The organism is Actinomadura kijaniata (assembly GCF_014138665.1).
GTDB lineage: Bacteria > Actinomycetota > Actinomycetes > Streptosporangiales > Streptosporangiaceae > Spirillospora > Spirillospora kijaniata.
Map to the genome: position 1 here is coordinate 276762 of NZ_JACJIA010000003.1, position 24883 is coordinate 301644.

General features: G+C 75.1%; 23 protein-coding genes. 19 read left to right on the forward strand and 4 right to left on the reverse strand.

The annotated features are described in order from the left end of the window. Nucleotides 1-142 precede the first annotated feature (142 nt). The 4 genes from HNR61_RS13365 to HNR61_RS13380 all read left to right on the forward strand — a co-directional run bounded on the left by HNR61_RS13365 (nucleotide 143) and on the right by HNR61_RS13380 (nucleotide 5647). Entirely contained in the window at nucleotides 143-583 is a 441-nt protein-coding gene (locus HNR61_RS13365; RefSeq protein WP_182843457.1) for a hypothetical protein, read from the forward strand. A gap of 88 nt (nucleotides 584-671) precedes the next feature. Further along, nucleotides 672-1472, forward strand: coding sequence for a tetratricopeptide repeat protein (locus HNR61_RS13370; RefSeq protein ID WP_182843458.1), 801 nt, complete (start codon nucleotides 672-674; stop codon nucleotides 1470-1472). A 294-nt stretch (nucleotides 1473-1766) separates the two neighbouring features. Beyond that, nucleotides 1767-3128, forward strand: coding sequence for a hypothetical protein (locus HNR61_RS13375; protein WP_182843459.1), 1362 nt, complete (start codon nucleotides 1767-1769; stop codon nucleotides 3126-3128). Then, nucleotides 3125-5647 carry a hypothetical protein gene (locus HNR61_RS13380; protein WP_182843460.1) on the forward strand — a complete coding sequence of 841 codons (2523 nt, stop codon included), beginning with the start codon at nucleotides 3125-3127 and terminating at the stop codon, nucleotides 5645-5647. The genes HNR61_RS13375 and HNR61_RS13380 overlap by 4 nt, the downstream gene beginning before the upstream one ends. Before the next feature lie 99 nt (nucleotides 5648-5746). Here HNR61_RS13380 and HNR61_RS13385 read toward each other — a convergent pair whose 3' ends face one another. Continuing rightward, a complete protein-coding gene (locus HNR61_RS13385) occupies nucleotides 5747-7411 on the reverse strand; it encodes a catalase (protein WP_182843461.1) in 1665 nt (554 codons plus the stop codon). 276 nt (nucleotides 7412-7687) lie between these two features. On the opposite strand from HNR61_RS13385, the gene HNR61_RS13390 reads away from it, so the two are divergent. From HNR61_RS13390 to HNR61_RS13430, 9 genes are all read left to right on the forward strand, one after another. Next, nucleotides 7688-9874 (forward strand): ATP-binding protein, encoded by a 2187-nt coding sequence (locus HNR61_RS13390; RefSeq protein WP_182843462.1) that lies wholly within the window; start codon nucleotides 7688-7690, stop codon nucleotides 9872-9874. A 77-nt stretch (nucleotides 9875-9951) separates the two neighbouring features. Next, a complete protein-coding gene (locus tag HNR61_RS13395; protein WP_182843463.1) occupies nucleotides 9952-10347 on the forward strand; it encodes a roadblock/LC7 domain-containing protein in 396 nt (131 codons plus the stop codon). After that, nucleotides 10344-10685, forward strand: a complete 342-nt coding sequence (locus tag HNR61_RS13400; protein WP_182843464.1) for a DUF742 domain-containing protein — start codon at nucleotides 10344-10346, stop codon at nucleotides 10683-10685. The genes HNR61_RS13395 and HNR61_RS13400 overlap by 4 nt, the downstream gene beginning before the upstream one ends. Nucleotides 10686-10689: 4 nt before the next feature. Continuing rightward, nucleotides 10690-11856: a cytochrome P450 family protein gene (locus HNR61_RS13405; protein ID WP_182843465.1), complete on the forward strand. Its 1167-nt coding sequence runs from the start codon at nucleotides 10690-10692 to the stop codon at nucleotides 11854-11856. A 232-nt stretch (nucleotides 11857-12088) separates the two neighbouring features. Continuing rightward, the gene (locus tag HNR61_RS13410) at nucleotides 12089-12241 is read left to right on the forward strand and encodes a hypothetical protein (RefSeq protein ID WP_157419555.1); all 153 of its coding nucleotides are present in this window, start codon (nucleotides 12089-12091) and stop codon (nucleotides 12239-12241) included. 122 nt (nucleotides 12242-12363) lie between these two features. After that, the gene (locus HNR61_RS13415; RefSeq protein WP_182843466.1) at nucleotides 12364-12765 is read left to right on the forward strand and encodes a DUF4259 domain-containing protein; all 402 of its coding nucleotides are present in this window, start codon (nucleotides 12364-12366) and stop codon (nucleotides 12763-12765) included. 51 nt (nucleotides 12766-12816) lie between these two features. Continuing rightward, the gene (locus HNR61_RS13420) at nucleotides 12817-13284 is read left to right on the forward strand and encodes a hypothetical protein (protein ID WP_182843467.1); all 468 of its coding nucleotides are present in this window, start codon (nucleotides 12817-12819) and stop codon (nucleotides 13282-13284) included. A gap of 34 nt (nucleotides 13285-13318) precedes the next feature. Beyond that, on the forward strand, nucleotides 13319-13699 hold the full coding sequence (locus HNR61_RS13425; RefSeq protein WP_182843468.1) for a DUF4259 domain-containing protein: 381 nt from the start codon (nucleotides 13319-13321) through the stop codon (nucleotides 13697-13699). A gap of 74 nt (nucleotides 13700-13773) precedes the next feature. Next, a complete protein-coding gene (locus HNR61_RS13430; RefSeq protein WP_182843469.1) occupies nucleotides 13774-14514 on the forward strand; it encodes a sporulation protein in 741 nt (246 codons plus the stop codon). 52 nt (nucleotides 14515-14566) lie between these two features. On the opposite strand, the gene HNR61_RS13435 is transcribed toward HNR61_RS13430, so the two are convergent. After that, nucleotides 14567-15052, reverse strand: a complete 486-nt coding sequence (locus HNR61_RS13435) for a hypothetical protein (protein ID WP_182843470.1) — start codon at nucleotides 15050-15052, stop codon at nucleotides 14567-14569. 14 nt (nucleotides 15053-15066) lie between these two features. After that, nucleotides 15067-16191 (reverse strand): ADP-ribosylglycohydrolase family protein, encoded by a 1125-nt coding sequence (locus HNR61_RS13440; protein ID WP_312897890.1) that lies wholly within the window; start codon nucleotides 16189-16191, stop codon nucleotides 15067-15069. Nucleotides 16192-16296: 105 nt separating this feature from the next. Here HNR61_RS13440 and HNR61_RS13445 point away from each other — a divergent pair, with 105 nt between their 5' ends. The 5 genes from HNR61_RS13445 (at nucleotide 16297) to HNR61_RS13465 (ending at nucleotide 21380) form a co-directional block, all read left to right on the forward strand. Then, nucleotides 16297-17040 (forward strand): poly-gamma-glutamate hydrolase family protein, encoded by a 744-nt coding sequence (locus HNR61_RS13445; RefSeq protein WP_182843471.1) that lies wholly within the window; start codon nucleotides 16297-16299, stop codon nucleotides 17038-17040. Nucleotides 17041-17069: 29 nt separating this feature from the next. Beyond that, on the forward strand, nucleotides 17070-17858 hold the full coding sequence (locus HNR61_RS13450; RefSeq protein WP_182843472.1) for a helix-turn-helix transcriptional regulator: 789 nt from the start codon (nucleotides 17070-17072) through the stop codon (nucleotides 17856-17858). Nucleotides 17859-17994: 136 nt separating this feature from the next. Then, the gene (locus HNR61_RS13455; RefSeq protein WP_182843473.1) at nucleotides 17995-18930 is read left to right on the forward strand and encodes a sterol desaturase family protein; all 936 of its coding nucleotides are present in this window, start codon (nucleotides 17995-17997) and stop codon (nucleotides 18928-18930) included. A 127-nt stretch (nucleotides 18931-19057) separates the two neighbouring features. Beyond that, nucleotides 19058-20215 carry a cytochrome P450 family protein gene (locus tag HNR61_RS13460; protein WP_182843474.1) on the forward strand — a complete coding sequence of 386 codons (1158 nt, stop codon included), beginning with the start codon at nucleotides 19058-19060 and terminating at the stop codon, nucleotides 20213-20215. A 274-nt stretch (nucleotides 20216-20489) separates the two neighbouring features. Then, nucleotides 20490-21380 carry an RNA polymerase sigma-70 factor gene (locus HNR61_RS13465; protein WP_182843475.1) on the forward strand — a complete coding sequence of 297 codons (891 nt, stop codon included), beginning with the start codon at nucleotides 20490-20492 and terminating at the stop codon, nucleotides 21378-21380. Between the two features lie 26 nt (nucleotides 21381-21406). Here HNR61_RS13465 and HNR61_RS49145 read toward each other — a convergent pair whose 3' ends face one another. After that, nucleotides 21407-24202: an ATP-binding protein gene (locus tag HNR61_RS49145; protein ID WP_312897891.1), complete on the reverse strand. Its 2796-nt coding sequence runs from the start codon at nucleotides 24200-24202 to the stop codon at nucleotides 21407-21409. A 136-nt stretch (nucleotides 24203-24338) separates the two neighbouring features. On the opposite strand from HNR61_RS49145, the gene HNR61_RS13475 reads away from it, so the two are divergent. Continuing rightward, nucleotides 24339-24815, forward strand: coding sequence for a pyridoxamine 5'-phosphate oxidase family protein (locus tag HNR61_RS13475; RefSeq protein WP_182843477.1), 477 nt, complete (start codon nucleotides 24339-24341; stop codon nucleotides 24813-24815). Nucleotides 24816-24883 lie beyond the last annotated feature (68 nt).

Consider the following 24883-nt stretch of genomic DNA (forward strand, 5'->3'; position numbering starts at 1 on the left):
ACCAGTCCCTCCGGGGAAGTTGAACCTTCGGGCCCTATTTGACGCATTCGGTGGTCGGGGACCATGAGCGACGTCGTCGCGGCCTGGCCAAGCTCGGCCGCGCCCGAAGCCGACCGGCTCCCGATTCTCCCGAAAGGACCCCATGCGCACCCTCACGCTCGCCGGAGCCACCGCTGCGACCGGCGTCGCCCTGGCCCTCCTCGCCACGCCGGGGACCGCGTCCGCGGGCATCGTGTCCAGGGCCGGCGCGCCCGCCGCCGGCGTGGACGGCGCCCCCGCCGTCTCGGCCGCGGCCTCCCTGAAGAGGGACTCCATCAAGTGCGGCAAGGGCCGGGGCGGCGACCGGAAGGTGAACTTCAGTTACAAGCCCAGCTCCTACTCCACCACGATCTACTTCAACAATCACTGCGCCAAGGGGAAGAGGATCCCCGCGACGGTGAAGTCCTGGGCGTGGTCCAGCAACGGGAAGATCTACATGTACAGGTGCATGACCACCAACGGTCAGACCAAGGGCAAGAAGAAGTTCAACACCGGCAAGTGGAAGTTCATGGACATCTACGGCAAGAGCGAGCACTGCAAATGAGCCGGCCGGTGGCGCTTCGTACAGACATGTGCGTCTTCTTGATGGCTTGATCGAGGGTGTGTTGATCGAGCCGAGTCCGGGAGCGCTGATGGATCCGCGGGAGGCCGCCGCCGACCCGGAACGCGGGCGCGCGTTCTACCGGGAGGCCATCGAGTCCGGGGACGCCGACCGGGCGGCGGAGGCGACGTTCCTGATGGGCGCGCTCGAACGCGACGTCGGCCGGACCGACGCGGCACGGGACTGGTTCGAACGGGCGATCGCGACCGGGCACGCCGAGGTCGCGCCCAAGGCGTGGGTCAACCTCGCGGTGCTGGAGGCGGTGGCCGGGCGGGTCGAACGGGCGCGGGCCGCGTTCGACCGGGCGATCGACAGCGGGCATCCCCGGCACGCCCCGCAGGCGATGTTCAACGGCGCGATCCTCGAGAGCCGCCGGGGCGACCCGGAGCGGGCGCGCGACCTGTACCGGCGGGCGATCGACGGCGGGGACGTCGAGCACTCCCGGAAGGCGCTGATCAACCTCGCCAACCTCGAATCCGAGCAGGGGCGGGCCGGTGCCGCGCGGGAGCTGTACGAGCGGGCGTTGACGTGCGGCGACGCCGAGACGGAGGAACGGGCGCGGACCGGGCTGCGCAACCTCGACCAGGGGTATTTCCGGAGTCCCCCGCCGTACCGCGGGGCCGATCCGGCGGTACTGCGGGGGCGGCTGGGAATTGACCCCGACGACGTCACCCATGCCGGTTGGGCCACGGGGCGCAGGCCCGGCTACGGGTCGGGATACCTGGAGTACTGGACGCGGGACGACGAGACGCACATCCTGTTCGTGGATCTTCGGGATCCGGACGACTTCCACGTCTACATGTACTTCAAGGAGCGTTTCGGCCTCGCCTGACGTCGCGACCGGGCGCGCGGGCCGTCCGGCGGGTGCGCGGCGGGCGGGGTGGACCGTCGACGGCGCAGGTCGCAGATGAACGCTTCGTGATCGTTATGAGGGTGGGTTCCCGGCGTCCCGGACGGGCGGTACGTTCTTCGGGGAACGGTGGATTGAGGGTGGAAGTTGACGGCTGTCATCGAGGGACCCGGCTGGTCGGCGCGGGGGTTGGACCGGCGTTCCGGAAGATGTCCCCTCGCGGTCGAGGGTCCCGTCCTGCGGGCGGTGGACGCGTTGGTCCCCGGGATCTCGACGGTGACGCGGTTCGTTCGTTACCACGCGCTGTACGCGGCGCTCGGCGCGCACGCGGAACGCCACGGGCTCGGCGCGGAGGCGTGCCGGAACCTGCTGAGACGGTCCGAGGTCGTCATGGCCGGGGTGTCGGAGCTGTTCGACCAGGGGGTCGTGGCGCACGGCGCGGACCGGGTGCGGCCGTGGCTCGACGACGATCTGGACGTCGCGGGTGCGGCCGCTTCCTATTCGCCCCGGGCCTGGGGGTTCTGGGAAGGGTACGGCGGGCCGGGGCAGGTGCTCGGGAGCGTCGCCGTGCGGAACGGGGCGCTGCGGCCGGGGCGGCACTCGTGCCCGGAGGAGGTCCGGGGGCTGTTCGCGCCGCTGTTCGAGGCGGCCGGGCACGACCGGCTGGACTTCGGGGGGCTGGAGGGGCTGGAGCCGCTGGCGCTGTCGGGCGCCGGGCGTCCCGAGGACCCCTGGATGCGGGACCTGTTCACCGCGACCCGGCGCGGGCGGCACGACCCCGGCGTGTGGGAGGCCGACGACCTGCGGCGGCGCGGCGCGATGCGGATGGTGCTGCGGTCCCTGGTGCTGAACGGCGGCCGGGACGACGGCGAGGGCTGGGAGGACGCCGTCCGCTCGGTGGTGGCGTTCGGGAACCGCGCCGCGACCGACCCGGTGCTGGCGTCGATCCGCGAGGTGCCGGGCTGGCGCGGGGTGCTGCTGCGGCACTACTCGGTCGGCGCGTGGCGGCGGCTGTGGGCGGCGCTGGTCGCCACGATCGGGCGGGACGGCGAGGACGCCGACCGCGACCCCCAGGAGCTGCGGGACTGGCTGGCCGACCGGATGCCGGACCAGACGGTGCGGGCGTTCCTGGGTGAGCTTCCGGCGACGATGGTCGGCGGGCACCCGGCCCCCATCGAACGGGCCGTGCTGACCGTCGGGGACGCCGGCGACCCGCTGACGAACGTCCGGCTGCTGCTGGTCGGCGGGCGGCGCGCCGCCGAACTGGAGGGCGGGACGCGCGCGGCGTTCCTGGGCGCGCGGCACGACATCCTCAACCCCGAATGGGTGCGGCTGCGCACCGAGGACTTCCTGGACCGGCCGCTGCGGGAGCTGGCGGCCGGGCTGGTGGACGACATGCTGGCGCAGGCGCGGCGGGTCGCGCTGGCGGGGACGGCGCCGGACCCCTCGGGACGGCTGCGGGTGTTCTCGCAGGTCCACGAGCGGAACGGGCGGTACTACCGGACCGGCGACGAGGCGACGGCGGAACTGGAGCCGCGGATCGGGCGGCTGGCGTCGTTCGCCCGTCAGCTCGGGCTGGTCGACGAGGGCGGGGCGGTGCTCCCGCTCGGCGTGGAGCTGCTGGGGGTGGGCGCGTGACCGGCTGGGAGTTCACTTCGCCGTTGGCGCTGCTGAACGAGTGGCGCGACCGGGAGGACGGGGCGGACCTGCACGAGTTCCTGCTGCTCGGGTCCGCCGTGGACCTGCCGTTCCTGGAGAGGGTGGCGGTGCCGGCGGCGCGGGCGATGGGCGCGCGGATCACCGTCGTCGGGGACGCGGCGCGGGGCCGGTACGACCCGGTGGACGTGCGGATGGCGGGACGCGCCTACTTCCACGGGCTGGCGGCGTGCGCGGGGGCGTTCCACCCGAAGGTGGCGCTGCTGGTCGGCGAGCGCGACATCGTCGCGGCCGTCGGCTCCGGGGACCCCACCATGGACGGGTGGGGCCACGACGACGAGCTGTGGACGGTGCTGCGCGGCACGCGCGAGGCGGTCCCGGCGGCGTTGGCGCAGCTCGGCGAGTGGTTGCAGATGCTTCCGGCCGGGGTGGCGGTGCCGGAGTACGTGGACGCGCTGCTCCAGGAGATCGCCGCTCCGCTGGAGGGGGCGCGGCCGGCCGGCGGCGACGCGCGGCTGCTGCACAACCTGGACGAGGGACTGCTCGGGCAGGTGCCGGGCGGGCCCGTGGACGAGCTGTGCCTGTACGCGCCGTCCGTCGACGCGGGCGGGGACGCGCTCGCCGAGATCGTGGCGCACTTCGATCCGGCGCGGGTCGTGATCGGCCTCCAGGAGCGCTGGACCGGCTACGACGGGGACGCGCTCGCGCTGGTCCTCGACGGGCGCGACGCCGAGATCCGGCTGCTGGCCGAGGACGTCCCCCGGCACGGGAAGCTGGTGGAGTGGGCCAGGGACGGGCGCCGCTGGGCGCTCACCGGCAGCGCCGACCTCACCGGCGAGGCGCTGCTGCGCTCCCTCGGCGAGGGCGGCGACTGCGAGCTGGCGGTGCTGTCGCCGGTCGCGGCGTCCCTGATGCCCGAGGGCGCCGCGTGCCCGCCGGACCGGATGGCCGGGCGGCGCACGATCCGCGAGGCCGGGCCGCGGCGCGGCCCGTCGGTGCTGGGCGCGCTGGTCGGCGCGCGGGGCGTGCGGATCACCCTGGCGCGGCCCTCCGACGTCGAGGTCGCCGTGGAGGCGTCGCCGGACGGGTCGCCGGGCTCGTGGACGGCGGCCGGGACCGTTCCGGCCGGGGAGACGGTCGCGGTGTTCGCCGTTCCCGGACCGGCGGGCGCGGTCGTGCGGGTCCGCGCCGGCCTCGGGGCCGGGGCGGAGGTGTCGCCGCCGGTGTTCGCGGCCGATCCCGGCCGGTGCGGGCGGTGGGCCGACGACGAACGGCCCCGGCTGCGCGCCCCCTACACCGAGCAGGAGATCCTCACCGGCGGGCAGGGGCGGCGGTTCCGCCACGACCTGCTGCGGCTGGCCGAGCGGCTCACCGCCCTGCGGGCGGCCGGGGCGGGGACCGCGCGCGACGCGAACGTCCAGGACCGCTACGCCGCCTGGCTGGAGGACCACGAGCGCGCCCTCGGCGCCCCGCTGACCAGCGCGTTGTTCGGCCACCCGGTGGACGCCCCGTTCGGGCCGCGCTGGGGGCCGGGCGAGGGTGCCGTACCCGACGAGCCGGCGGCCGGGGAGGAGGCCGTTCCCGCCCCGCTGCCCGCCGGCGAGCGCGAGGAATGGCGCGGATGGGCCCCCCGCGCGGTCGGGGCCGTCGCGCCGGAGGGGGCCGCTCCCCCGCTGCCGGTGCGGATGCTGGTGGCGCGGCTGTTCGTGCGGCTGCTCGGGCACGGCGTGTGGACGCCGGACGACCCGTCGTGGCGCGAGGACCTGGCGCGGCTGCTGCGGCGGCTGCCGCCCGAGGACGCCGACGGCGTTCCCGAGGAGGCGTCGCAGCACGTCAACGCGCTCATCGCCGTGTGCATGGGCCTGCTGAACAGCGGCGCGTCGCCGGCCGGGGACGCGCCGGAGGACCTGCCGGCCGCCGCCGCGTGGGAGCGGGCGCGGCCCCTGGTCGCCGACGCCGACCCCGCGCTGGCCGGGGACCTGCTGATCCCGCCGGTCCTGCCGTACGCGCGCGTGCTGAGCCGCAGCGAACTGGAAGGCCTGGTGCAACTCGCGCACGACGACGACCCGGTCGCGCACATCGCCGCCGAGCTGGCCGACAACGGCTGGGAGCTGGAGGAGGACGAGGGCGTCCACCGGGTGCGCGGGTCGTTCACCAACCCGGTGCCGATCGCGGCGCGCGTCGCCACGCTGCTCGGCGAGCACCGCGACATCGCGCTGGTGCAGGCGATGTCGGGCGGACGGTGGGCGTTCGTGGCATGGCGGCGACCCGACCTGCTGCTGGCCAGCGCCCCGATGGGCAACGCCTGGCGGCTCTACCGGCTCACCGGGCTGGCCACCCCCGAGTCGCGGCTCGGCAGCGGCGACGGCATGAACAACATCGGCCTGGTCGGCCGTCCGATCCGCCTCGGCCAGGTCCCGCCGGACACCGCCCAGCGCCTCCTCAAGGACGCCGGCACCGACCACCTGGAGCTGCTGGAACGCCTCACCTCGGCGACCTGACCGCCGCCGTCGCCGGGTGAGCGCGGCGGTGGGCCCCGCCGGTGCGGGGCCCACCGTGCCGCCCGGCCGGGTGGGCGCCCGGGCGGGGCCGTGGCCGGGTCATTCGCCGAAGTGACGGACCACGCGCTCGTTGGGGACGCAGTGGGTCATCTTCAGGCCGGCGACGTCGCGCGAGCCGTTCTTGCCGAGGTTGGCCAGGCGCTGGCGGTCCTCGTCGGTGAGGTCCTGGCTCTGCAGCGGCTTGAGGTGCTTGACGTCGTCGGGGGCGATGCCCAGGCCGTCGCCGACGCGCAGGCCGAGGTCGTCCTCGACCAGCAGGAAGTGCCACACCATCCGCTCCTGGATGGGGCGGTCGCACTGCTTGAGGTTGGTGACCAGGTTGTCGACCAGGTCGTCGCGCTCCCAGTCGTCCATGAGCAGGTAGCGCTGGCCCGCCTGCTTGTAGTCGTTGGTGCGCGGGATGCGCTTGCGGGTCACGCGGCCCTCGATGAGCGGGCCCTGCTCGTCGTGCGTGGGGTACTGGGACTCCCGCAGACCGCCGTTGATGGACGGCTCGTAGTTGACGTGCGGGTTCTCGCCCCGCCCGTCCACGTGGTACGTCATCTGGCCGTCGCGCAGGTTGGTGCGGACCTCGGTGCTCTTGGCCTGGTTGACCGGGAGCTGGAGGTAGTTCGGGCCGACGCGGTAGCGCTGGGTGTCGCTGTAGGAGAACGTCCGGCCGACCAGCATCTTGTCGTCGGAGAAGTCCAGGCCGTCCACCAGCACGCCGGTGCCGAACGAGATCTGCTCGTTCTCGGCGAAGACGTTGTCGACGTTGCGGTCCAGGACCATGCGGCCGACGGGCTGGGGCGGGAAGTCGTTCTCCGGCCAGACCTTGGTGTCGTCGAGCGGGTCGAAGTCCAGCTCGGGGTGCTCCTCGTCGCTCATCATCTGGACGACCAGCTCCCACTCGGGGTAGTCGCCGCGTTCGATGGCCTCGTGCAGGTCCTTGCTGGCGTGGCCGAGGTCGTGGGCCTGGATCGCGGCGGCGTCGGCCTCGGTCAGGCTCTTGACGCCCTGCTTGGGGATCCAGTGGTACTTCACCAGGACGGTCTCGCCGGACTCGTTGACCCACTTGTAGGTGTTGACCCCGAAACCCTGCATGTGCCGGTAGTCGGCGGGGATGCCGCGCGGGCTGAACAGGTTGACGAGCATGTGCATCGCCTCGGGCGTCTGCGACATGAAGTCGAAGATCCGGTTGGGGTCCTGGCGGAACGTCACCGGGTCCGGCTTCAGGGCGTGGATCACGTCGGGGAACTTGATGGCGTCGCGGATGAAGAACACCGCGAGGTTGTTGCCGACCAGGTCCCAGTTGCCGTCCTCGGTGTAGAACTTCACGGCGAACCCGCGCGGGTCCCGCGCCGCCTCCGAGGAGTCCCGGCCGCCGATCACCGTGGAGAAGCGCAGGGCCAGCGGGGTGCGCTTGCCCTCCTCCTGGAACAGCTTGGCGCGCGTGTAACGGGAGATCGGCTCGTCGCCCCACTTCCCGTACGCCTCGAAGTAGCCGTAGGCGGTGAAGCCGCGGGCGTGGACGACGCGTTCGGGGATGCGTTCGCGGTCGAAATGGCTGATCTTCTCCAGGAAGTGGTAGTTCTCCAGGGTCGCGGGACCGCGCGCGCCCACGGTCCGCTGGTTCTGGTTGTCGTAGATGCGGTGGCCCTGGCGGTTGGTGAGGACGTCACGACGGTCGTCCGGCCGCGGTCCCTGGGATGAGACGTCGGTCATGGCGGGGATCTCCTCTTGGTCCATGGGAGGGTGGCCCTACCCCGCCGCGGGATCCCCATGCGCCGGGAAGGTCATCGTTCCGCCAAATCGGAGAAGCTCCGCGAAACGGGAGGTCACCGGCCTTTCCGCTGCTTTTCCGATCCGTTTTCGATGATCGGGAATCGCGGCGCCCGGCTTTTGTGATGTTTTCCTCCCGTGCACGGTCGGTGTGATGCATCCTACGGTAAGTGACCGCCCGACGCGCGGCGCCGTTCCCCCGTTGCAAGGACGTGATCGATGCCCGCACCCGCCGCACCCGCGTCCGCCTCCCCCCTGGAACGGGCGCTGCTGGCCTGGCTGGTCGCCGTGATCGTCATCGGCGGCGGCTGGCTGGGCGCGATCGTGCTCGTCGACCCGGGGCTCAAGCGCCTCGTCGCCGGGGGCGGCGGGGCGGTCGCGCTGACGGTCGCGCTGGCCGTGGCCGTCGCCGCCTACCACGCGACGGCCGCCCGCAACGCCCGCGCCGCGCTGGCGGCGTTCGCGGGCGGCGGGGACCGCCTCGAACACCGCCTGTTCGAGGTGTGCGACCGGACGTTGCCCGCGCTGGCCGCCCGCGTCCACGACGGCGCGCCCGCCGACACCGTCCTCGCCGAGCTGCCCCCGCCGTCCGACGAGTCCCTGCGGCACCTGCTGATGGTCGTCGCCCACGAGCTCGCCGACGCGCGGCGCACCGCGACCGCCGCCCGCGCCACCGCCGCCTCCGTCGAGGACGACCTGGCGCACCTGCTGGAGGTGACGCTGCCCGCGATGGCCGAACGCGTCCGCGCCGACTGCGCCTCCCCCGGCACCCTGCGGGAGCTCTTCGAACCCCCGGCCACCGAGGCCGTCGCCCGACTCCAGGAGGCCGTCGCGGCGGAGCTGGCCCGCACGCAGGAGAGCGGGACGGCGACGACGCTGGCGTGCGCGGAGGGGGCCGCGCGGCTCCAGGCGCAGGCGGCCGGGCTGCTGGCGGTGCTCAGCGAGCTGGAACACCGCTACGACGAGCAGGCGGTCTTCGGGGACCTGCTGGACGTCGACCACCGCGTCTCGCAGATGGGACGCGTGGCCGACACGGTCGCGATCCTGGCCGGGGGGAGGCCGGGGCGCCGCTGGACCGCCCCCATCCCCATGGAGAGCGTGCTGCGCGGCGCGATGGGCCGCATCGCGGACTACCGGCGCATCCGCCCCCACGCCACGGGGACCTGCGCGGTCGCGGCCCACGCCGCCGAGGCCGTCATGCACGCCCTGGCCGAGCTGCTGGACAACGCGACGGCGTTCGCCCCGCGCGACACCGACGTGCACGTCTACGTCGAGGAGGAGGACGCCGGGGTGGTCGTCACGATCGAGGACGGCGGCCCCGGCATGAGCCCCCGCGAACGCGCCCGCGCCGAACGCCTCATCGCCGACCCCGACCTGACCGCGACGTCCGGCACCCGCCTGGGCCTGCCGGTGGTGGGCCGGCTGGCCCGCCGCCACGGCCTGCGCGTGGGCTTCCGCCCGTCGGCGCGCGGCGGCGTGGGCGTGGTGATGCTGATCCCCCTCGACCTGGTCACCCGCCCCCTCTCCCCGCCGGACCAGGCTCCCGCGCTCCCGCTGGAGGCCCCCCGGCGGGAACAGCCGGCCCTCCCCCAGCGCCGCCGCGCCGAGGGCATGGCGGCCGTCCCCCCGAAGGCCCCGGCCGCACCGCCGGAGAACGACACGGAAGCGGCGGCGGCCCGCCTGACGGCGTTCCACAAGGCCACCCCACCCATCGGCGACGACACCCGCACCGCCCCCCTCCCGCAAGACGCCGCCACCCCAGACGGAGCCACGACCGCACAGCAAGCGGCACCCCCCGGCCACGGGCCTTCCGCGCGCACCGGTCCTCTCCCGCGGGGCGCCACACCCCCGCAAGGCACGGCCCTGCTGCGCGATGTCGCCTCCCCGGATGAGGCCGCGCAGAAAGCCGCATCCCCCGGCCACGGGCCTTCTGTGCGCACCGGTCCTCTCCCGCAGGGGGCCACACCCCCGCAAGGCACGGCCCTGCCGGGCGGTGCCGCCTCCCCGGATGAGGCGGCGCAGAAAGTCGCGTCCTCCGACCACGGCTCCCCTCCCAACGACGCCACGCCGGCGCAGAACGTCGCCCTGCCGCAAGGCGTTGCCTCCCCAGACGGAGTCACGACCGCGCAGGAAGCGGCGCCCCACGACCACGATCCTTCCGCGCGCACCGGTCCTCTCCCGCAGGGGGCCACGCCTCCGCAAGGTGTTGCCCTGCCGCGTGATGTCGTCTCCCCGGATGAGGTCACGTCCGTGCGGGAAGGCGTCTCCCCTCGTGGCGGCGGGCTCTTGTTCGGGTCGGGGTGGGGGCCTGAGGAGGCCGCTCCCCGGCGGGTCTCGGGGGAGCCCGGGGACCGCAGGGTCGCCGGGAGGCGGGACGAGGCCGGGGACGGTGGCGCGGGGTCGTGAACGGGGGCGGAGCACCGGATGTCAGGGAGAGCGGGAAGGAGGCCGGGGCCGCGGTTCGGCCGGGGCCCGGGACCATCATGAGCAGCCAGGACGAGGGGCTCGCCCATCTGCTGGAGGCGTTCCAGGCGGAGGCGGCGGGGGCGCGGCACGTGCTCGCGCTGTCCAGGGACGGGTTGAAGATCTGCCGGTCCCCGGGGCTGGACGCCGACCGGGCCGACCAGCTCGCGGCCATCGCCTCGGGGATCCAGAGCCTCGCGGTCAGCGCCTCGGCCGAGTTCGGCCGGGGGATCGGGGCGGGGCAGGCGCTGGTGGAGTTCCCCGGCGGGATGCTGCTGGTCGTTCCGGCGGGGGACGGCGCGAACCTGGCGGTCGTGGCCGACGCGGACGCCGACGTCGGCCGGGTCGTCCACGCCATGAACGACCTGGTCGCCCGGCTCGGCGCGCGGCTGTCGGCCGCCCCGCGGCGGCCATGAGGACCGCCGGGCCGGAACGGCTGTACGTCGTCACCCGCGGGCGCCGCGACCCCGGCGGCCCCGACCTGGACCTGATGACGCTGGTCGAGGCGGCCGACGCCGCCGCGCCGCCGGGCGCGCCGTCGGAGTACCCGCGCATCCTGCGGCTGTGCCGGCGGCCGGTCGCCGTCGCGGAGATCGCGGCGCATCTGGGGTTCCCGGTCAGCGTGGTCCGGGTGCTGCTGCGGGACCTGCTCGCGGCCGGGCTGGCCGTCGCCCGCCCCCCGGCCCCGGGACCGGCGGGAACGACCGACATGGAGACGTTGGAGCAGGTGCTCGTTGGACTTCGGAATCTGTAAGCCGGTGAAGCTGTACGGCCTGGCGGCCGACCCCGTCGAGGTGTACCGCACGCTGCGGGAACGCCACGGCCCGGTCGTCCCGGTGCTGCTGGACGGCGACGTCCCCGCGTGGCTGGTGCTCGGGTACCGGGAGGTGTGCCGGGTCGCCGGGGACGCGCGGACGTTCGCGCGGGACTGCCGCCGGTGGAACGCCTGGGACCGCGTCCCCGAGGACTGGCCGCTGATGCCGCACGTGGGGTGGACCCCGTCGGTGGTGTTCGCGGAGGGCGCCGAGCACCGGCGGCGGTCGGGCGCGCTCGGTGAGGCGCTGGACGGGGTGCGCCGCCCGGAGATGGCGCTGGCGTGCCGCCGGATCGCCGACGGGCTGATCGACGGGTTCGCCGCCGACGGGCGGGCCGACCTGGTCGACGGGTACGCGCGGCCGATGTCGCTGCTGGCGGTGGCGTGGCTGCTGGGGCTGCCCGAGGAGGATGTCCCGGAGTTGGCGGAGGAGGCCGACGCCGCGCGGAACGTGACGGGCGCCGTCGACTCCTGCAAGGACGCCCACCGGCGCATGCACGCCCGTATGCAGCGGCTCGTCGGCGAACGCCGGTACCGGGCGCGGGACGACGTGCCGTCGAGGCTGCTGGCCCATCCGGCGGGGCTGACCGACGAGGAGGCGGCGCTCGACCTGCTGGCGCTGCTGGTCTCCGCGCACCGGCCGACGGCCGACTGGATCGCGAGCGCGCTGCGGGTGGTGCTGGCGGGCGGCGCGTTCGCCGGGGAGCCGCGCGGCGACGGCGACGCGCTGCGCGAGGCGCTGTGGGAGGACACGCCCGTGCAGGGCGTGATCGGGCGGTGGGCGGTGCACGACTGCGTGCTCGGCGACCGCCGGATCCACCGCGGCGACCTGCTGGTCCTCGGGCTGGGCGCGGCGAACGCCGACCCGCACGCCCAGCCCGACGGCGCCGCCCCGAACCGCGCCCACCTGTCGTTCGGCCACGGCGAGCACGGCTGCCCTCCCCCGGCCCCGGAACTCGCCGAGGTGGTCGCGCGGGCGGCGGTCGCGGCGCTGCCGGACCGGCTCGCGGACGTGCGGCTCGCGGTGCCGGCGGCGGACCTGGAATGGCGGCCGTCGCCGTGGACGCGGGGACCGGCGGCGTTGCCGGTGGAGTTCACCCCGGAATGTTGATCATGGTTTCCGGCGTGGGGAAAAGTGATTTCCGCCACCCCGGCCCTCCATTAAGATCAAAATTTGTGAACGGGTGATCCCCTGCGGAGCGGGCGTTTCCGCCAACCGGTCTAGACCATTTTGGTATTGGGGGCGGGTCATCCGGGAAGATCTCTGTCTCACACTTTCGCCGACCGCCGCCCCACCCGGGCGGCGGCCCTCGGCGACGGCCCGACAGGAGGACAGCGACACCATGAGCACCCCTCTGGCCAACCCCCGCCGCACCAGGCTCGTCGCCTGGCCGTCGAAGCAGGGTGCGGAGGAGCAGAAGCACGAGCAGGCGACGACGACCGCCGCCGACTCCTCCTCGACCACGGCGACGGAGCAAGCCACCGCCGCCCGCTGACGGGGAGACCCGCGGGAGAACGCCGCCCGGCCGCGCGCCGAGGCGGCGTTCCGCGTTCCGGGCCCGGAATGTCGGCGACGCCCGTTAGGTTGCGACGCGATCCGACGAGCGAGGGGAACGGCATGGGCGCCTGGGGAATGGGACCGTTCGACAACGACTCGGCGCTGGACTTTCTCGGTGACCTGTCCGATCGGGGCGGGGATGTCACCGCGGGGCTGCGGGACGGGATGGCCGCGGTCGTGAACGCCCGCGGGTACCTCGACTCCGGCGACATGGAGGGGGCCATCGCCGCCGCGTGCCTGGTCGCCGCGCGGATCGAGCCGGGCGTGCTGGACGATCCCAACGGCCGCGAGTATCTGGAGACGCTGGCGTTCACCGTGGACGCCGGGACGCGGGAGCTGGCGGGGAAGGTGTTCGCGCGGGCCTTCGAGCCGGGCGACAACGAGTGGTACGCCCTGTGGGACGACGGCGGCGCGATCCCCGAGGTCAGGGACGCGCTCGCACCGTACCGCGGGGTGCTGTAGCGCCCGGAAAACGGGGTGCCGGGACGTCCGCGCGGTGCGACCATCATGCCCATGGACGTCTCGGTGCAGTGGGTGCGGACCTCGTGGACCAAGCGGTCACGGGGCGCGCCGGGGGCGGTCCGCCGCAACGCCTGCCCGCTCGCGTTCCCCCTTCCCGACGCGCCGCAGCCGTTCCTGCACCGTGTGACGATGGCGGAGTGGGAGGACTTCCGGCCGCGGTTCCGATCCGCCGGGGAGCTTCCGCCCACCCGGTGGGTGAGGTTCGAGGAACGGGACGGGCTACTGGTGGTGGGCTTTCCCGGGGTCACCGGTTCCCGGCCGCGGTCGCTGCCGCTGCGCCGTCGCCAGACCCTGCGGCTGCGGACCACGTGGGCGGAGAGCGTGAGCTACTACAACCCCACGCGGATCTACCACCACGACACCTTCAACATCGCCTACGGTCCCGTCTCGGCCGAGGTGTTCCTGCGCCCGCCGTCCCGCGAGGTGGACCTGCGTCCCGGCAGGGCCGCGTCGCGTTAGGTTTCTCCCGGAGACGTGTGACGAGGGGGGACCTGTGGGGCCGTTCGACAACGACTCGGCGCTGGATCTGCTCGACGAGCTGGACGAGGACCCGGACGAGGCCGTGGCTCGGCTGCGGGCGGTCATGGGCCGGGTGCTGGACGGGCGGGCCGGCGAGTCGGCCATGGACCGGGCCGTGGCCGCCGCGTGCCTGGTCGCCGCGCGGGTCGAACCGGGCGTGACGGACAGCCCCGACGCCGCGGAGCTTCTGGAACGGGTGCCGTTCGCCGTGGACGAGGAGCTGCGGGACCTGGCGGGGCGGGTGTTCGCGCGGGCGTTCGCCGCCGGGGACGACGAGTGGCGCGCGCAGTGGGAGGCGGTCGGGGCGCTCCCGGACGTCGAGGCCGGTCTCGCGCCCTACCGGAGGGTCCTGTGAGCGGCTTCCACGGCCGATCTTCCGGCCGTTAGAGTGCGATGCCCGTTGTGCACCCTTCCGGAGGGAAACCGTCCATGGCATTCCGTACGTTCCTCAAGTCGCTCGGCGCCAACGCCCCGAGCGTGGAGACCGTGATCGCCAACCGCGCCGTGCGTCCCGGGGACCGCCTCCAGACCCACGTGACCGTCAAGGGCGGCGGGGCCGACGTCCGGATCGACCGGCTGGTGCTGGAGCTGGTCACGCGCGCCGAGGACCGCGAGGGCGACGAGACGGGCTGGAACCGGCCGGTGGCGTTCGCCGAGCGGCACTTCGGGCCGTTCGAGCTGCGGGCCGGGGAGACCCTCGCCCACGGGGTCGACTTCGACGTGCCGTGGGAGACGCCGCTGACGTACGTGCTGGGGCGTCCGCTGCGGGGCGGGCGGGTCGCCGTCCGCACCACCCTGGAGATCGACAACGCGGTGGACCGGGGCGACTTCGACGAGATCGCCGTGCACGCGCTGCCCGCGCAGGACATGTTCGTCGAGGCGTACCAGCGGCTCGGCTTCCGGCTCGACGAGGCCGAGGTGAAGATGGGCATCGCGCAGGGCGGCGACAACCAGACGATGCCGTTCTGGCAGGAGCTGGAGTTCTACTTCCCGGACTACTACCGGCGCCCCCAGGGCGACCAGCTGGAGACGGGCTTCTACGCCCGCGCCGACTCCCTCGACGTGTTCCTGGGCCCGACCGGGGCCTACCCGTTCGAGTACGCGGGGCTGACGGTGGAGGCATGCGAGAAGTGGCTGGACGCGTACTGCCGGAAGCACTGGCAGATGTGACCGCCTTCCTGGAGACCGAACGGCTCGTGCGGACGTTCTCCGAGGGGTGGCTTCACCAGTCCGAGCAGAGCCGGCAGCCGAACTGACCCTCGAACACGTCGTGCTCGGGGCAGCGTTCCAGGTGCTCGGGCGGCGGGGGCGAGGTCCAGTCCCGGCGGTGGGGCGGGCGTTCCATGGGCAGTGGCGTGAGGCCCTCGACCATGGCGCGGAGGTCGCGCAGGTGGGACGGCGCCCGGGCGGGCTCGTAGTCCAGGCGGTCCCAGCCGTGGCGCGCCTCCGCCAGGTCGATGACCCGCAGCAGGAACGCCTTCTCCCGCCGCCACCCGCCGGTCCAGGGCCACTCGCTCAGGTCGTGGCCCGCGAAGCCGCGGCTGTGACGCTGCCCGTCGGCGAGGTCCACCGCCAGGTTCAGCTCCCACGGCGTCCCGGCGATCGCGCAGGCCGCCAGGGTGAGCACGTCGTAGAACGCGTCCGTGCCGCCGTTGGTCATGGACAGGTCGCCGGCGCCGGAGCCCGCCGCGGTGAACGTGTTGCCCATCGCCGCCGTCCGGGTCAGCTCGCCGGGTAGCGGTCGCGCCAGTACCGGGTGCGCGGGTGGCGCGGCGAGTACTGGACGGCGAGGTCGTCGGCGAGCGCGGTGATCGTTCCCCGGCCCTCCAGCACGGCCAGCCAGTCGGCGGGCAGCGCCGCGTCGCCGTGCCGCGCGCCCAGGAGGTTCCCGCAGATCGCGCCGGTGGAGTCGCTGTCGCCGCCGTGGGTGACGGCCAGCGACAGGGCGCGGGCGACGTCGTCCGGCTCGGCCAGCGCGCAGTAGACGGCGATGGCCAGGGCCTCCTCGGCGACCCAGCCGCCGCCGAGGCCCTCCACCCTCTCGGCGCTCGGTCTCCCCTCGGCCGCCAGGTCGATCGCCCCGCGCAGCGCCCGGCCGGTCTCCTCGTGCGACGGATGGGCCCGCAGGAGTTCGAGGGCTTGCAGGACCGAGCCGAGCAGCGACTCGCCCGCCACCAGGTGGGCGACGATCGCGGCGAACGCGCCCGACGCCAGGGAGCCGGTGGGGTGCCCGTGGGTCGACAGGGTGCTGCGGGCCGCCAGCTCGAACGCCCGTTCCGGCGTGTGGACCAGCCCGAACGGGGCCGACCGCATCACGCCGCCGCACCCCTTGGAGTCGGGGTTGACCGGCCCCTTCTCGCCGGGGGGCGTGGCCGTTCCGGGGTCGACGCCCGACCTCAGGCCGGTCAGGCAGGCGTTGCCGGGGGCGCGCAGCGCGTACAGGAACCGCTGGTGCCGCAGCCAGCCGGTGCGGACCGGATCGCCCTCCACGGCGGGGGGCCGCTCGTGGGTCTGGGTGTCGAGCCAGCGCAGATGGGCGTTGCGGACCAGGTCGACGGTGTCGTCGGCGCCGTGGTCGACGAAGCGGGCGTGCGCGCGGATCAGCCCCTCGGCGGTGAACAGCGTCATCTGGGTGTCGTCGCTGATCAGGGCCGACTGCCCGCCGTTGGCGAGCACCGGCCCGGCCACCCCGCCGGGACCGTGGACGGCCCGTAGCCGCGCGAGGCCGTGGAACTCGACCGGATAGCCGAGGGCGTCCCCCAGCGCCCCGCCCAGCAGGCACCCGCGCACCCGGGAGCGGAACACGGCCTCGCCGTCGGCTGCCCACGGCCTCGCGAACTCCACCACGTACGTCTCCTCCCGCGATCGCACGGAAAGTCTAGGTTGACAGGGTGGCGGTCGCCGCCGAGGGTTGTTGATCACTTGTCGTCGCGTCGTCTGGAGCCGCCTTCCATGAACAGGGCCCTTCCGGTCCTCGGTCTCGTCCTCGCGCTGCCGCTCGCGGCCTGCGGGACGGCCGGGGAGCACCGTTCCGCCTCGCCGGTCGCCGCGCAGCGGACGGTCGCGGCCGAGCGCGCCGACAAGTACCGCGACTACGCCCACCTCGCCCGGCACGAGAAGGAGGGACGCGACTACCGGCGCGTGCTGCGGAGCCCGCGGAACGCGCGCGTCGCGCACATCGCGGTCCACGGCGGGGGCATCGAGCCGCCGACCACGCAACTGGCGGACCACGCGGCGGCCCGGCGCGGGGACGCCCACTACTCGTTCGTGGGGCTGAAGAAGCGGGGCAACAGCGCCCTGCACCTCACCTCCACGCGCTTCGACGAGCCCAAGGCGCTGAAGCTGCTGCGGGGCGTGAGGTACACCGTGTCCTGGCACGCCGCCAAGGGCGACCGGGCGGTCACCTACGTGGGCGGGCGCGACACGGCGCTGGCCCGGAAGGTGACGGCGGCGCTGCGCGCGAAGGGCTTCGCGGTCGCCACCCCGCCGGACGGCATCGAGGGCACGCACCCGAAGAACATCGCCAACCGCAACGCCCGCGGCAAGGGCCTCCAGCTGGAGATCAGCACGGCGCAGCGCAAGCGGTTCTTCCGCGGCGGACGGCTGGACGCGGCATGGATCAGCAACCCGCGCAACCGCACCCGCGCGTTCCAGGACTACGTGAAGGCGGTCGACTCCGCCCTCGCGGGGCTGTAGGCGACGACCGGCGGCGGGGACCGGCTCCCATGGCAGCGCACTCGGCCGACGAGGGGGCCCGGTGGTCCGGCGCGGCCCGGCTGGAGCCGGGGGTGCTGTCGTTCACCGGCCTCCTGGGCGGCACGGCGGCGCACGCCCACGCCGCCGTCCAGGTCCTCGCCGTCACCAGCGGCGCCGTGGTCCTGGTCGACCGCGACGGCCAGCGGCGGCGGGCGACCGCGGCGGTCATCCCGGCCGCGGTCCGCCACGCCGTCGAGGTCACCGGGCGGGCGTACGGGACGACGCACTACCTGGACCCCGCCGGTCGCGCCGCGGCCGCCGCCACCGCCCGCGTCCGCGCCGCCGGTGACCCGCACCAGGTGTCCTCCTGGGTCGACGCCGCCCCCTTCCCGGTCGCGCCGGACCCCTCACCGGGCTCCCGGCGGGCCGGACTCCACCCGGCGGTGGCCGCGCTGGTGAACGCGGCGTCGCCTCCTCCGGCGGGCCCGCCGCCCGTGGACGCGGTCCCGTCGCTGACCGAGGCGGCCGCGGCGGTGGGGCTGTCGGCCACCCGGTTGCGGCACCTGTTCACCGAGCAGCTCGGGCTGCCCTACACCGCCTGGCGGCGCTGGGTCCGCCTCCAGCGCGCCATGGCCGCCGTGCAGCGGGGCGCGACCCTCACCCGGGCCGCGCACGAGGCCGGGTTCACCGACAGCGCCCACCTCACCCGCGTGTGCCGGGCCATGTTCGGCATCACCCCCACCCACGCCCTGCACGCCACCGGATGGCGGGCTTTCCCCGGCCCTGGCCCGGGGCGCCCGCCCGGGGCCCGCACCTGACCAGGTCCCGGCGAGCGCGGCATCGCGCTCGCGTGCGGGGCTGAGGCCGCCCTCCGGAACAGGCGCCGGGGCACGGGGCCCGAACGCGGCCGCTCCGTACAAGGCCCGCTCCCCCGGCCGGGGCGAGGCTGGCGGCATGAGCACAACCACGATCACCACCGGCGCGCCCTCGCGGCCGGTGCGGGCCGCCCGCGCGGTGGTGCGCCACGGGTACGCCCCGGCGATGCTGCTGGGCGTCAACGGCACCGCCGTCGCGCTCACCGCCGCCGGAGTCACCGACGGGCTCGGCAAGCTGTGGCTGCTGGCGCTGCTCGCGGTCGCCGTGGCCGCCTCGTTCGCCGCCGAACGGCTGCTGCCCTACGAGCCCGGCTGGAACCGTTCGCTGGACGACGGCGGCCGCGACACCGCCCACACCCTGGTCAACGAGACCCTCATCCTGGTCAGCGTCGCCGCCATCCCCGTCCTGGCCGCCACGGTGTCGGTGGCCGACCTGTGGCCGCACTCCTGGCCGTTGTGGGCCCAGGTGCTGCTGGCGGTCCTGGCCGCCGACGCCGGGATCACCCTGGTCCACTACGCCAGCCACAAGATCGGCGTGCTGTGGCGCTTCCACGCCGTCCACCACAGCGTGAAACGCTTCTACGGCCTCAACGGCCTGATGAAGCACCCCCTGCACCAGACCGCCGAGATGACCGCCGGGGTCACCCCGCTGCTGCTGGTCGGACTGCCGGTCCAGGTCGCCTCGGTGCTCGCCCTGGCGGTGGCGGTGCAACTGCTGTTGCAGCACTCCAACGCCGACTACCGCGTCGGCCCGCTCAGGCACGTCCTGGCGCTCAACGAGGGGCACCGCTTCCACCACCTCAAATGGGCGGGTATCGGCGACGTCAACTTCGGCCTGTTCACCCTGATCTGGGACCACGCCCTGCGCACCTACTCCTACGACCCGGCCCGCCGCTTCACCTCCGACGACCTGGGCATGGCCGCCAAGCCCCACTACCCGGTGCGCTACCTGGCCCAGCTCGCCGAGCCCTTCCGCGCCTCCGGCGCCTGCTCCTCCGCCGAGGACCACCGGTAGGGGCGGAGCGCGACCGGAAGGTTTTTTGCTGCGCCACGCAGAGACTTCGGCTATGTTTGCTGCGTCGCACAGATTCTGTGTGACGCAGCATAGTCGCCTTCCTTCCGGCCGACCCTCGGGAGAACCGATGACCGCCACGCCCGACGCCGCCCTCGATCCGTTCGCCGCCGCCACCCGCGCGATCACCGAACCCCATCCCGCCCGTGCCGCCCTGCGCGCCGCCGGGCCCATCGTCCGGGTCGAGGCCCCGGCCGGCGGCCCGGCGTGGATCATCACCGACGACGCCCTCGCCCGCGAGGCCCTCGTCCATCCCCGCATCGTCAAGGACCCCGCCTACGCGCCGTCCGGCTGGGACCCGCGCGCCGCGGCGCTCGAACCGACCGCCGCCGCCCAGCCGTCGCTCACCACCTGCGACGGCCCGGCGCACACCCGCCTGCGCCGGGCGCACGCCCCGCTCTTCACGGCCCGGCGGATCAGCGGCTACACCGAACGCGTCACCGCGCTCGCCCGCGACCTGCTCACCCCCCTCGCCGACACCGGCGGAACGGTCGACCTGGCGGCCGACTTCACCACCCGGTTCCCGCTCACCGTGGTCTGCGACGTGCTCGGCGTACCGCTCGACCGCGTCGACCAGGCCATCGCCGCCTGCCGGGGCATGTACAGCAGCGACCCGGGCGAGGTCGGCGCGGCGATGGCCTCCTTCGGGGACCTGGCCGCCGCCGCGCTGGCGGAGGGCCGGCACGGCCTCGCCGTCGAGCTGCGCGACCGGATCCCCGAGGAGTTCACCGAGCCCCAGCTCCACTACCTGCTCTTCACCCTGATCTACGCCGGGCAGCTGACCACCGACCCCGCGCTGGGCTTCCTGCTCGCGCGCGTGCTCGGCACCGGCCCCGCCGCTCGGGACGGGAACGCGGTCGAGGAGCTCGTGCGGGACACGCTGCGCAGGCACGCGCCGGCGCCCTTCTCCCTGTGGCGCTTCACCTCCGACGACATCGACCTCGGCGGCCTGCGGCTGCCCGCGCGCTCGCCCGTCCTCATCGACATCCAGGGCATCAACACCGACCCCGCCCGGCCGGCCGGGCCGGACCTCGCCTTCGGCGCGGGCCCCCACTACTGCACCGGCGCGCAGCTCGCCCTGCTGGAGCTGGGCGCGGTCGTGAACGTCCTGCGCGCCGACTTCCCCCACGCCCGCCTCGCCGTCCCCTACGACGAACTCCGGCAGACCGACTTCGGCGGCATCCAGGGAAGCAGGCTGACCGCCCTGCCGGTACGGCTGCGCGGCTGAGTCCGCCCCGAAGGCCAGGTCGCTCGCCGATCCGGACGCCGAGCCCGTTGGCCATCAGGTCCATAGGGGCTTCCTTGACCTCGTCCTCCGGCGGGAGTCGTGCGCCGCGCGGACCGGCCGCGCGGCTCCTGGCGAGCAGGAGATGCCGGTGCCCCGGCGCCCGCGACAGCGCGGCCGTGTGACCCACGTCACCGGCTGCGGGTGTCACAGGGCGGGGGGCACCGGCATCTTGTGCGTGGAGCACGGTTGAGGACGAACAGGCGGGGAGCCGGGTATGAGTGAGCCGACGACGGATACGGCGGACGCCGCCACCGAGGCGTTCGTGACCCACCGCAACCTGCTGTTCACCGTGGCCTACGAGATGCTCGGCTCGGCCGCCGACGCCGAGGACGTCCTCCAGGAGACCTGGCTGCGCTGGGCGGGCGTGGACCTGGACGGGGTGCGGGACCGGCGGGCCTACCTGGTACAGATCACCACCCGCCAGGCGCTGATGCGGCTGCGGGCCCTGGGCCGCCGCAAGGAGTCCTACCTGGGCCCCTGGCTGCCCGAGCCGTTGCTGACCACGCCCGACGTGGCCGAGGACGTGGAGCTGGCCGACAGCGTCTCGATGGCGATGCTGCTGGTGATGGAGACCCTCGCCCCGACCGAACGGGCCGTGTTCGTCCTGCGCGAGGTGTTCGACTTCGGCTACGACGAGATCGCCCAGGCCGTCGACAAGAGCCCCGCCGCGGTCCGCCAGATCGCCTACCGGGCCCGCGCCCACGTCGCGGCGCGCCGGCCGCGCGAGGCCGTCTCCGCGGCCGACACCCGCGAGGCGCTCATGGCGTTCCAGCGGGCGGTCGAAACCGGCGACCCGCGAGAACTGCTCGACAGGCTCGCGCCGGACGTCGTCCTGCTCACCGACGGCGGCGGGGTCGTGCGGGCCGCGCCGGCGCCCATCGTGGGGGCCGGCAGGGTGGCCGTCGTGCTGCGCGGCATCGACGCCGCGATGTCGCTGCGACCGGCGCAGGTCAACGGCCACCCGGCGCTGGTCCTGCGGCGCGACGGCAAGGTCGACACCGTCCTGGCGCTGCGCGTGGACGACGGCCTCGTCACCGGGCTCTACGCCGTGCGCAACCCCGAGAAGCTGTCGCGCATGGAACGGGAGACCGCCCTGCGCCGCTGAGCGCCTCCCGCGTCCACCGGCCGCGGCTACCGGACGGTCATGGGCGCGAGGCCGAGGGCGGCGAGCGCGGTCCCGCCGGTGGCGGCGTGCTCGCCCCCGGCGAGCACGAGCGTGCGCGCCCACTGGTAGCGGCAGCCGGCCGCGTCGAACGCCTCCGCGGCGGCGAGCAGGCGCGGCAGGTCGCCGTCGAGCAGCGCCTCCGCCCGGTCCACCTGGGCGGTGGCGACCGGGTTTCCGGCGACCGTGGCGCGGGCGGCGTCGATCCGGCCCCGGGCGTCCGGGCGCCCGGCGAGCACCGCCGTCTCCGCGCGGAGCGCCACGTACCAGTGCAGCCAGACCCAGCAGACCCACTTCCACACCCGGTCCGGCTCCGGCGCGACCCGCTCGGCCGCCGCCTGCGCGTCCCCGTGGTGCAGCAGGACCATGGCGTCGAAGATCGCGCCGTAGCCGTGGCGGTGCTCGGGCGTGGTGTCGGCCCGGTCGGCGACCGCGAGCCAGGACGCCCGGGCCTCGTCGTCGCCGCGGAGGCCGTGGGCCATCGCGACCGCCGCGGCGGCGGCGCCGAGGGCGAGCGACCTCGGGCGGCCGCCGTGCTCCCAGGCGTCGAGGAACCGCACGCCGCCGGCGAGCACCCCCTCGACGTCGCCGCCGAACGCGTCCGCGACCAGCAGCCAGGCCGTGGCGTGGTCGCCCGCCTCGGCCAGCAGCGGATGGTCGGCGAGCCGCCCGCCCCACCGGCGGGCCTCGGCCAGCCGGCCCACGCCGAGGGCGGTCGCGGTGGCCACGTTGAGGGCGTCCACCAGCTCGTGCGTGGCGGCGGGGGTGGGCGGCAGCGCGGTCAGCGGGTCGATCCGCAGCCGGGCGGTGGCCGCGGTGTCGAAGGACGCGCCGGTCCAGCTCTGGGCGGCGGAGAGCGCGTCGAGCGCGGCGGACTCCGCCACCGGGTCGCCCGCGCGCCGGGCCAGCGCGACCGCCCGTTCGGCGTACTCGACCGACTCCCGGGCGGTCCTGTCGGTGCTTCCCTGGACGGCGCCGAACGCGTCCGCGACCACCGCCGCCTCGGCCAGCGCGACCGCCGCCACGGCCGCCGGGTCGCCGCCGGACAGCCCGCGCGCCGTCGCGAGCATGGCGGTCGTCTCCTCCACGGGAGGGACCCGCGCGAACGAGGTCGAGAAGCGGTACGCGACGGTGACGGCGGTCGCCAGGTCGTGGGCCGCGCCGGCGGTGTCCCCGGCCCGGCGGGCGGCCTCCGCGGCGGCGCGGTGCAGGCGGAACATGTCGTCGCCGAGCCTCCGGCATCCGGCCACCCCGGCGGCGTGCCGCAGCGCGGCGGCGCCCGCGGCGGCGTCACCGGCGAGCGCGGCCGCCTGCTCGTACCGCTGCTGGGCCTCGCCGAGCAGGTTGCGGGTGAAGGCCGGCCCGGCCATGGACAGGGCGAGCCGGTACGCGTCCGCGCGCCGTTCCGGCCGGCCGGCGGCCCAGGCGAGGGCGGCCCGCAGGTCGTCGGCCACCGCGTCGAACCGGCCCCGCCGGTCCGCGCCCCCGGCGCCGGCGAGGGCGGTCGCGGCGGCCAGGCACCAGTCCAGGTGCCGGGAGCGGACGTCCGCCGCCTCGCCCGCGCCGTCGAGGCGTTCGGCGCCGTACTGGCGGATGGTCTCCAGGGCCCGGTACCGCGTGCCCGTCGCGGACGGCGTCACGACGAGCAGGCTCTGCTCGGCGAGCCTGCCCAGCCCGTCCGCGACCGCGACCGGGTCCAGCGGGGCGAACCCGGCCACCGCCGCGGCCGCCTCGGCGGTGAACGGCGCGACGAACGCCGACACCCGCCGCAGCAGCGCCCGGTCCCGCGGGTCCAGCAGGTCGTGGCTCCAGTCCAGCACCGCCCGCACCGACCGGTGCCGGTCGTCGGCGCGGGGCCCGCCGGCGAGGATCCGGAGCTGGTCGGAGAGCCCGGCCGTGAGGCCGTCCAGCCCGAGCGTGGGCAGCCGCGCCGCCGCCAGCTCGATCGCCAGCGCCACGCCGTCGAGCCGCTCGCAGACCGCCGCGACCTGGTCGCGCGCCATCGGGTCCGGCGGCCAGCCGACCGCCTCGGCCCGGTCGACGAACAGGGTCGCGGCGTCCGACTCGTCGCCGCCGGCCCGCGACAGCGGCGGGACCGGGAAGACCCGCTCGAACGGCACCATCAGCCGGGCCCGGCTCGTCGCGAGCACCCGCAGCCGAGGGCAGGCCGCCAGCAGCCGTTCCAGGAACGGCGCCACCCCGTCGCGCACGTGCTCGCAGTTGTCCAGCACCAGCAGCGCCCGGCGGTCCGCCAGCGCCGCCAGCACCGCGTCGTCGATGCCGCGCCCGGGCTGCTCGCCCACGCCCACGGCCGCCGCGACCGCCGCCCCCACCCGTCCCGGATCGGTGACCGGGACCAGGTCGACGAACCACACCCCGTCGGCGAAGTCGGCGGCCGTCTCCTCCGCCACCGCCAGCGCGAGCCGGGTCTTGCCCACCCCGCCCGGACCGACCGCGGTCACCTGCCGGTGCGCCGTCACCGCCCCGGCCAGCTCCCCGCGTTCCCGCACCCGCCCGACGAACGTCGTCAGCGGCGCCGGGAGGGCGGGCGCCGGGCGCGGCCGCTCGGCGCGGGCGGCCTCGGCCGCGCGCCGGGACAGCGCCCGCCGGTCCGGCACCTCCAGCTTGCGCAGCAGCGAGGAGACGTGCGACTCGACCGTGCGCACGGAGATGGACAGCCGCGCGGCGATCTCCGCGTTGCTGAGGTGCTCCCCGAGGAGCGCCCACACCTCGGCCTCCCGGGCCGAGACCACCGGACTGGACACCGACCCATTATCCGTGGTGATCTCCGTGATCCACACGGATGTGGGCCGCGCCCCGGGCGGGAGAAGCTGTGACCACGGCGATCGGGCCCGGCGGGACGCGCCGGGCCGAGCGCGCCCCACGACCCGAGGAGTGCCCATGACCGGATCTTCGCCCCAGGGAGTCGGGACCGCCCCCCGTTCCCGCGCCCGGCGCCGCCGCGACACCGAGCACCGGCTCGCCCACGACGTCGACGTCTGGGTGGCCAGCGCCTCGCCGGACGGCGCGCCGTACCTGGTGCCGCTGTCGTTCGACTGGGACGGCGCGGCCCTGCTGCTGGCCACCTCGGCGAACAGCCCGACCGGCCGGAACCTGGCCGCCGCCCGGACCGTCCGGCTGGGGCTGGGCCCCACCCGCGACGTGGTCATGATCGAGGGCGAGGTGGAGGTCCTGGAGATCGGCGCGCTGCCGCCGGAGCAGGGCGACCGGTTCGCCGCGCGCACCGGCTTCGACCCGCGCGCGCTGGCGTCGTCCTACCGCTGGTTCCGCGTCTCCCCGCGCCGCGTCCAGGCCTGGCGCGAGGAGAACGAGCTGTCCGGCCGCGACCTGATGCGCGACGGCGCCTGGCTGGTCTGATGGCACGGTGGTGGTGGGGGCGTCCGGCCGTGCCCGATGGGATGATCACGGCTTGGCACCGGGCCCGC

What these genes read in the sequence shown, in the direction of transcription:
- HNR61_RS13460 (WP_182843474.1), top strand. Translation starts at nt 19,058, where the DNA reads ATGACCGCCACGCCCGACGCCGCCCTCGATCCGTTCGCCGCCGCCACC.
- HNR61_RS13420 (WP_182843467.1), top strand. Translation starts at nt 12,817, where the DNA reads ATGGACGTCTCGGTGCAGTGGGTGCGGACCTCGTGGACCAAGCGGTCA.
- HNR61_RS13415 (WP_182843466.1), top strand. Translation starts at nt 12,364, where the DNA reads ATGGGCGCCTGGGGAATGGGACCGTTCGACAACGACTCGGCGCTGGAC.
- HNR61_RS13450 (WP_182843472.1), top strand. Translation starts at nt 17,070, where the DNA reads ATGGCAGCGCACTCGGCCGACGAGGGGGCCCGGTGGTCCGGCGCGGCC.
- HNR61_RS13390 (WP_182843462.1), top strand. Translation starts at nt 7,688, where the DNA reads ATGCCCGCACCCGCCGCACCCGCGTCCGCCTCCCCCCTGGAACGGGCG.
- HNR61_RS13395 (WP_182843463.1), top strand. Translation starts at nt 9,952, where the DNA reads ATGAGCAGCCAGGACGAGGGGCTCGCCCATCTGCTGGAGGCGTTCCAG.
- HNR61_RS13430 (WP_182843469.1), top strand. Translation starts at nt 13,774, where the DNA reads ATGGCATTCCGTACGTTCCTCAAGTCGCTCGGCGCCAACGCCCCGAGC.
- HNR61_RS13445 (WP_182843471.1), top strand. Translation starts at nt 16,297, where the DNA reads ATGAACAGGGCCCTTCCGGTCCTCGGTCTCGTCCTCGCGCTGCCGCTC.
- HNR61_RS13385 (WP_182843461.1), bottom strand. Translation starts at nt 7,411, where the DNA reads ATGACCGACGTCTCATCCCAGGGACCGCGGCCGGACGACCGTCGTGAC.
- HNR61_RS13435 (WP_182843470.1), bottom strand. Translation starts at nt 15,052, where the DNA reads ATGGGCAACACGTTCACCGCGGCGGGCTCCGGCGCCGGCGACCTGTCC.
- HNR61_RS13370 (WP_182843458.1), top strand. Translation starts at nt 672, where the DNA reads ATGGATCCGCGGGAGGCCGCCGCCGACCCGGAACGCGGGCGCGCGTTC.
- HNR61_RS13410 (WP_157419555.1), top strand. Translation starts at nt 12,089, where the DNA reads ATGAGCACCCCTCTGGCCAACCCCCGCCGCACCAGGCTCGTCGCCTGG.
- HNR61_RS13455 (WP_182843473.1), top strand. Translation starts at nt 17,995, where the DNA reads ATGAGCACAACCACGATCACCACCGGCGCGCCCTCGCGGCCGGTGCGG.
- HNR61_RS13465 (WP_182843475.1), top strand. Translation starts at nt 20,490, where the DNA reads ATGAGTGAGCCGACGACGGATACGGCGGACGCCGCCACCGAGGCGTTC.
- HNR61_RS13365 (WP_182843457.1), top strand. Translation starts at nt 143, where the DNA reads ATGCGCACCCTCACGCTCGCCGGAGCCACCGCTGCGACCGGCGTCGCC.
- HNR61_RS13400 (WP_182843464.1), top strand. Translation starts at nt 10,344, where the DNA reads ATGAGGACCGCCGGGCCGGAACGGCTGTACGTCGTCACCCGCGGGCGC.
- HNR61_RS13475 (WP_182843477.1), top strand. Translation starts at nt 24,339, where the DNA reads ATGACCGGATCTTCGCCCCAGGGAGTCGGGACCGCCCCCCGTTCCCGC.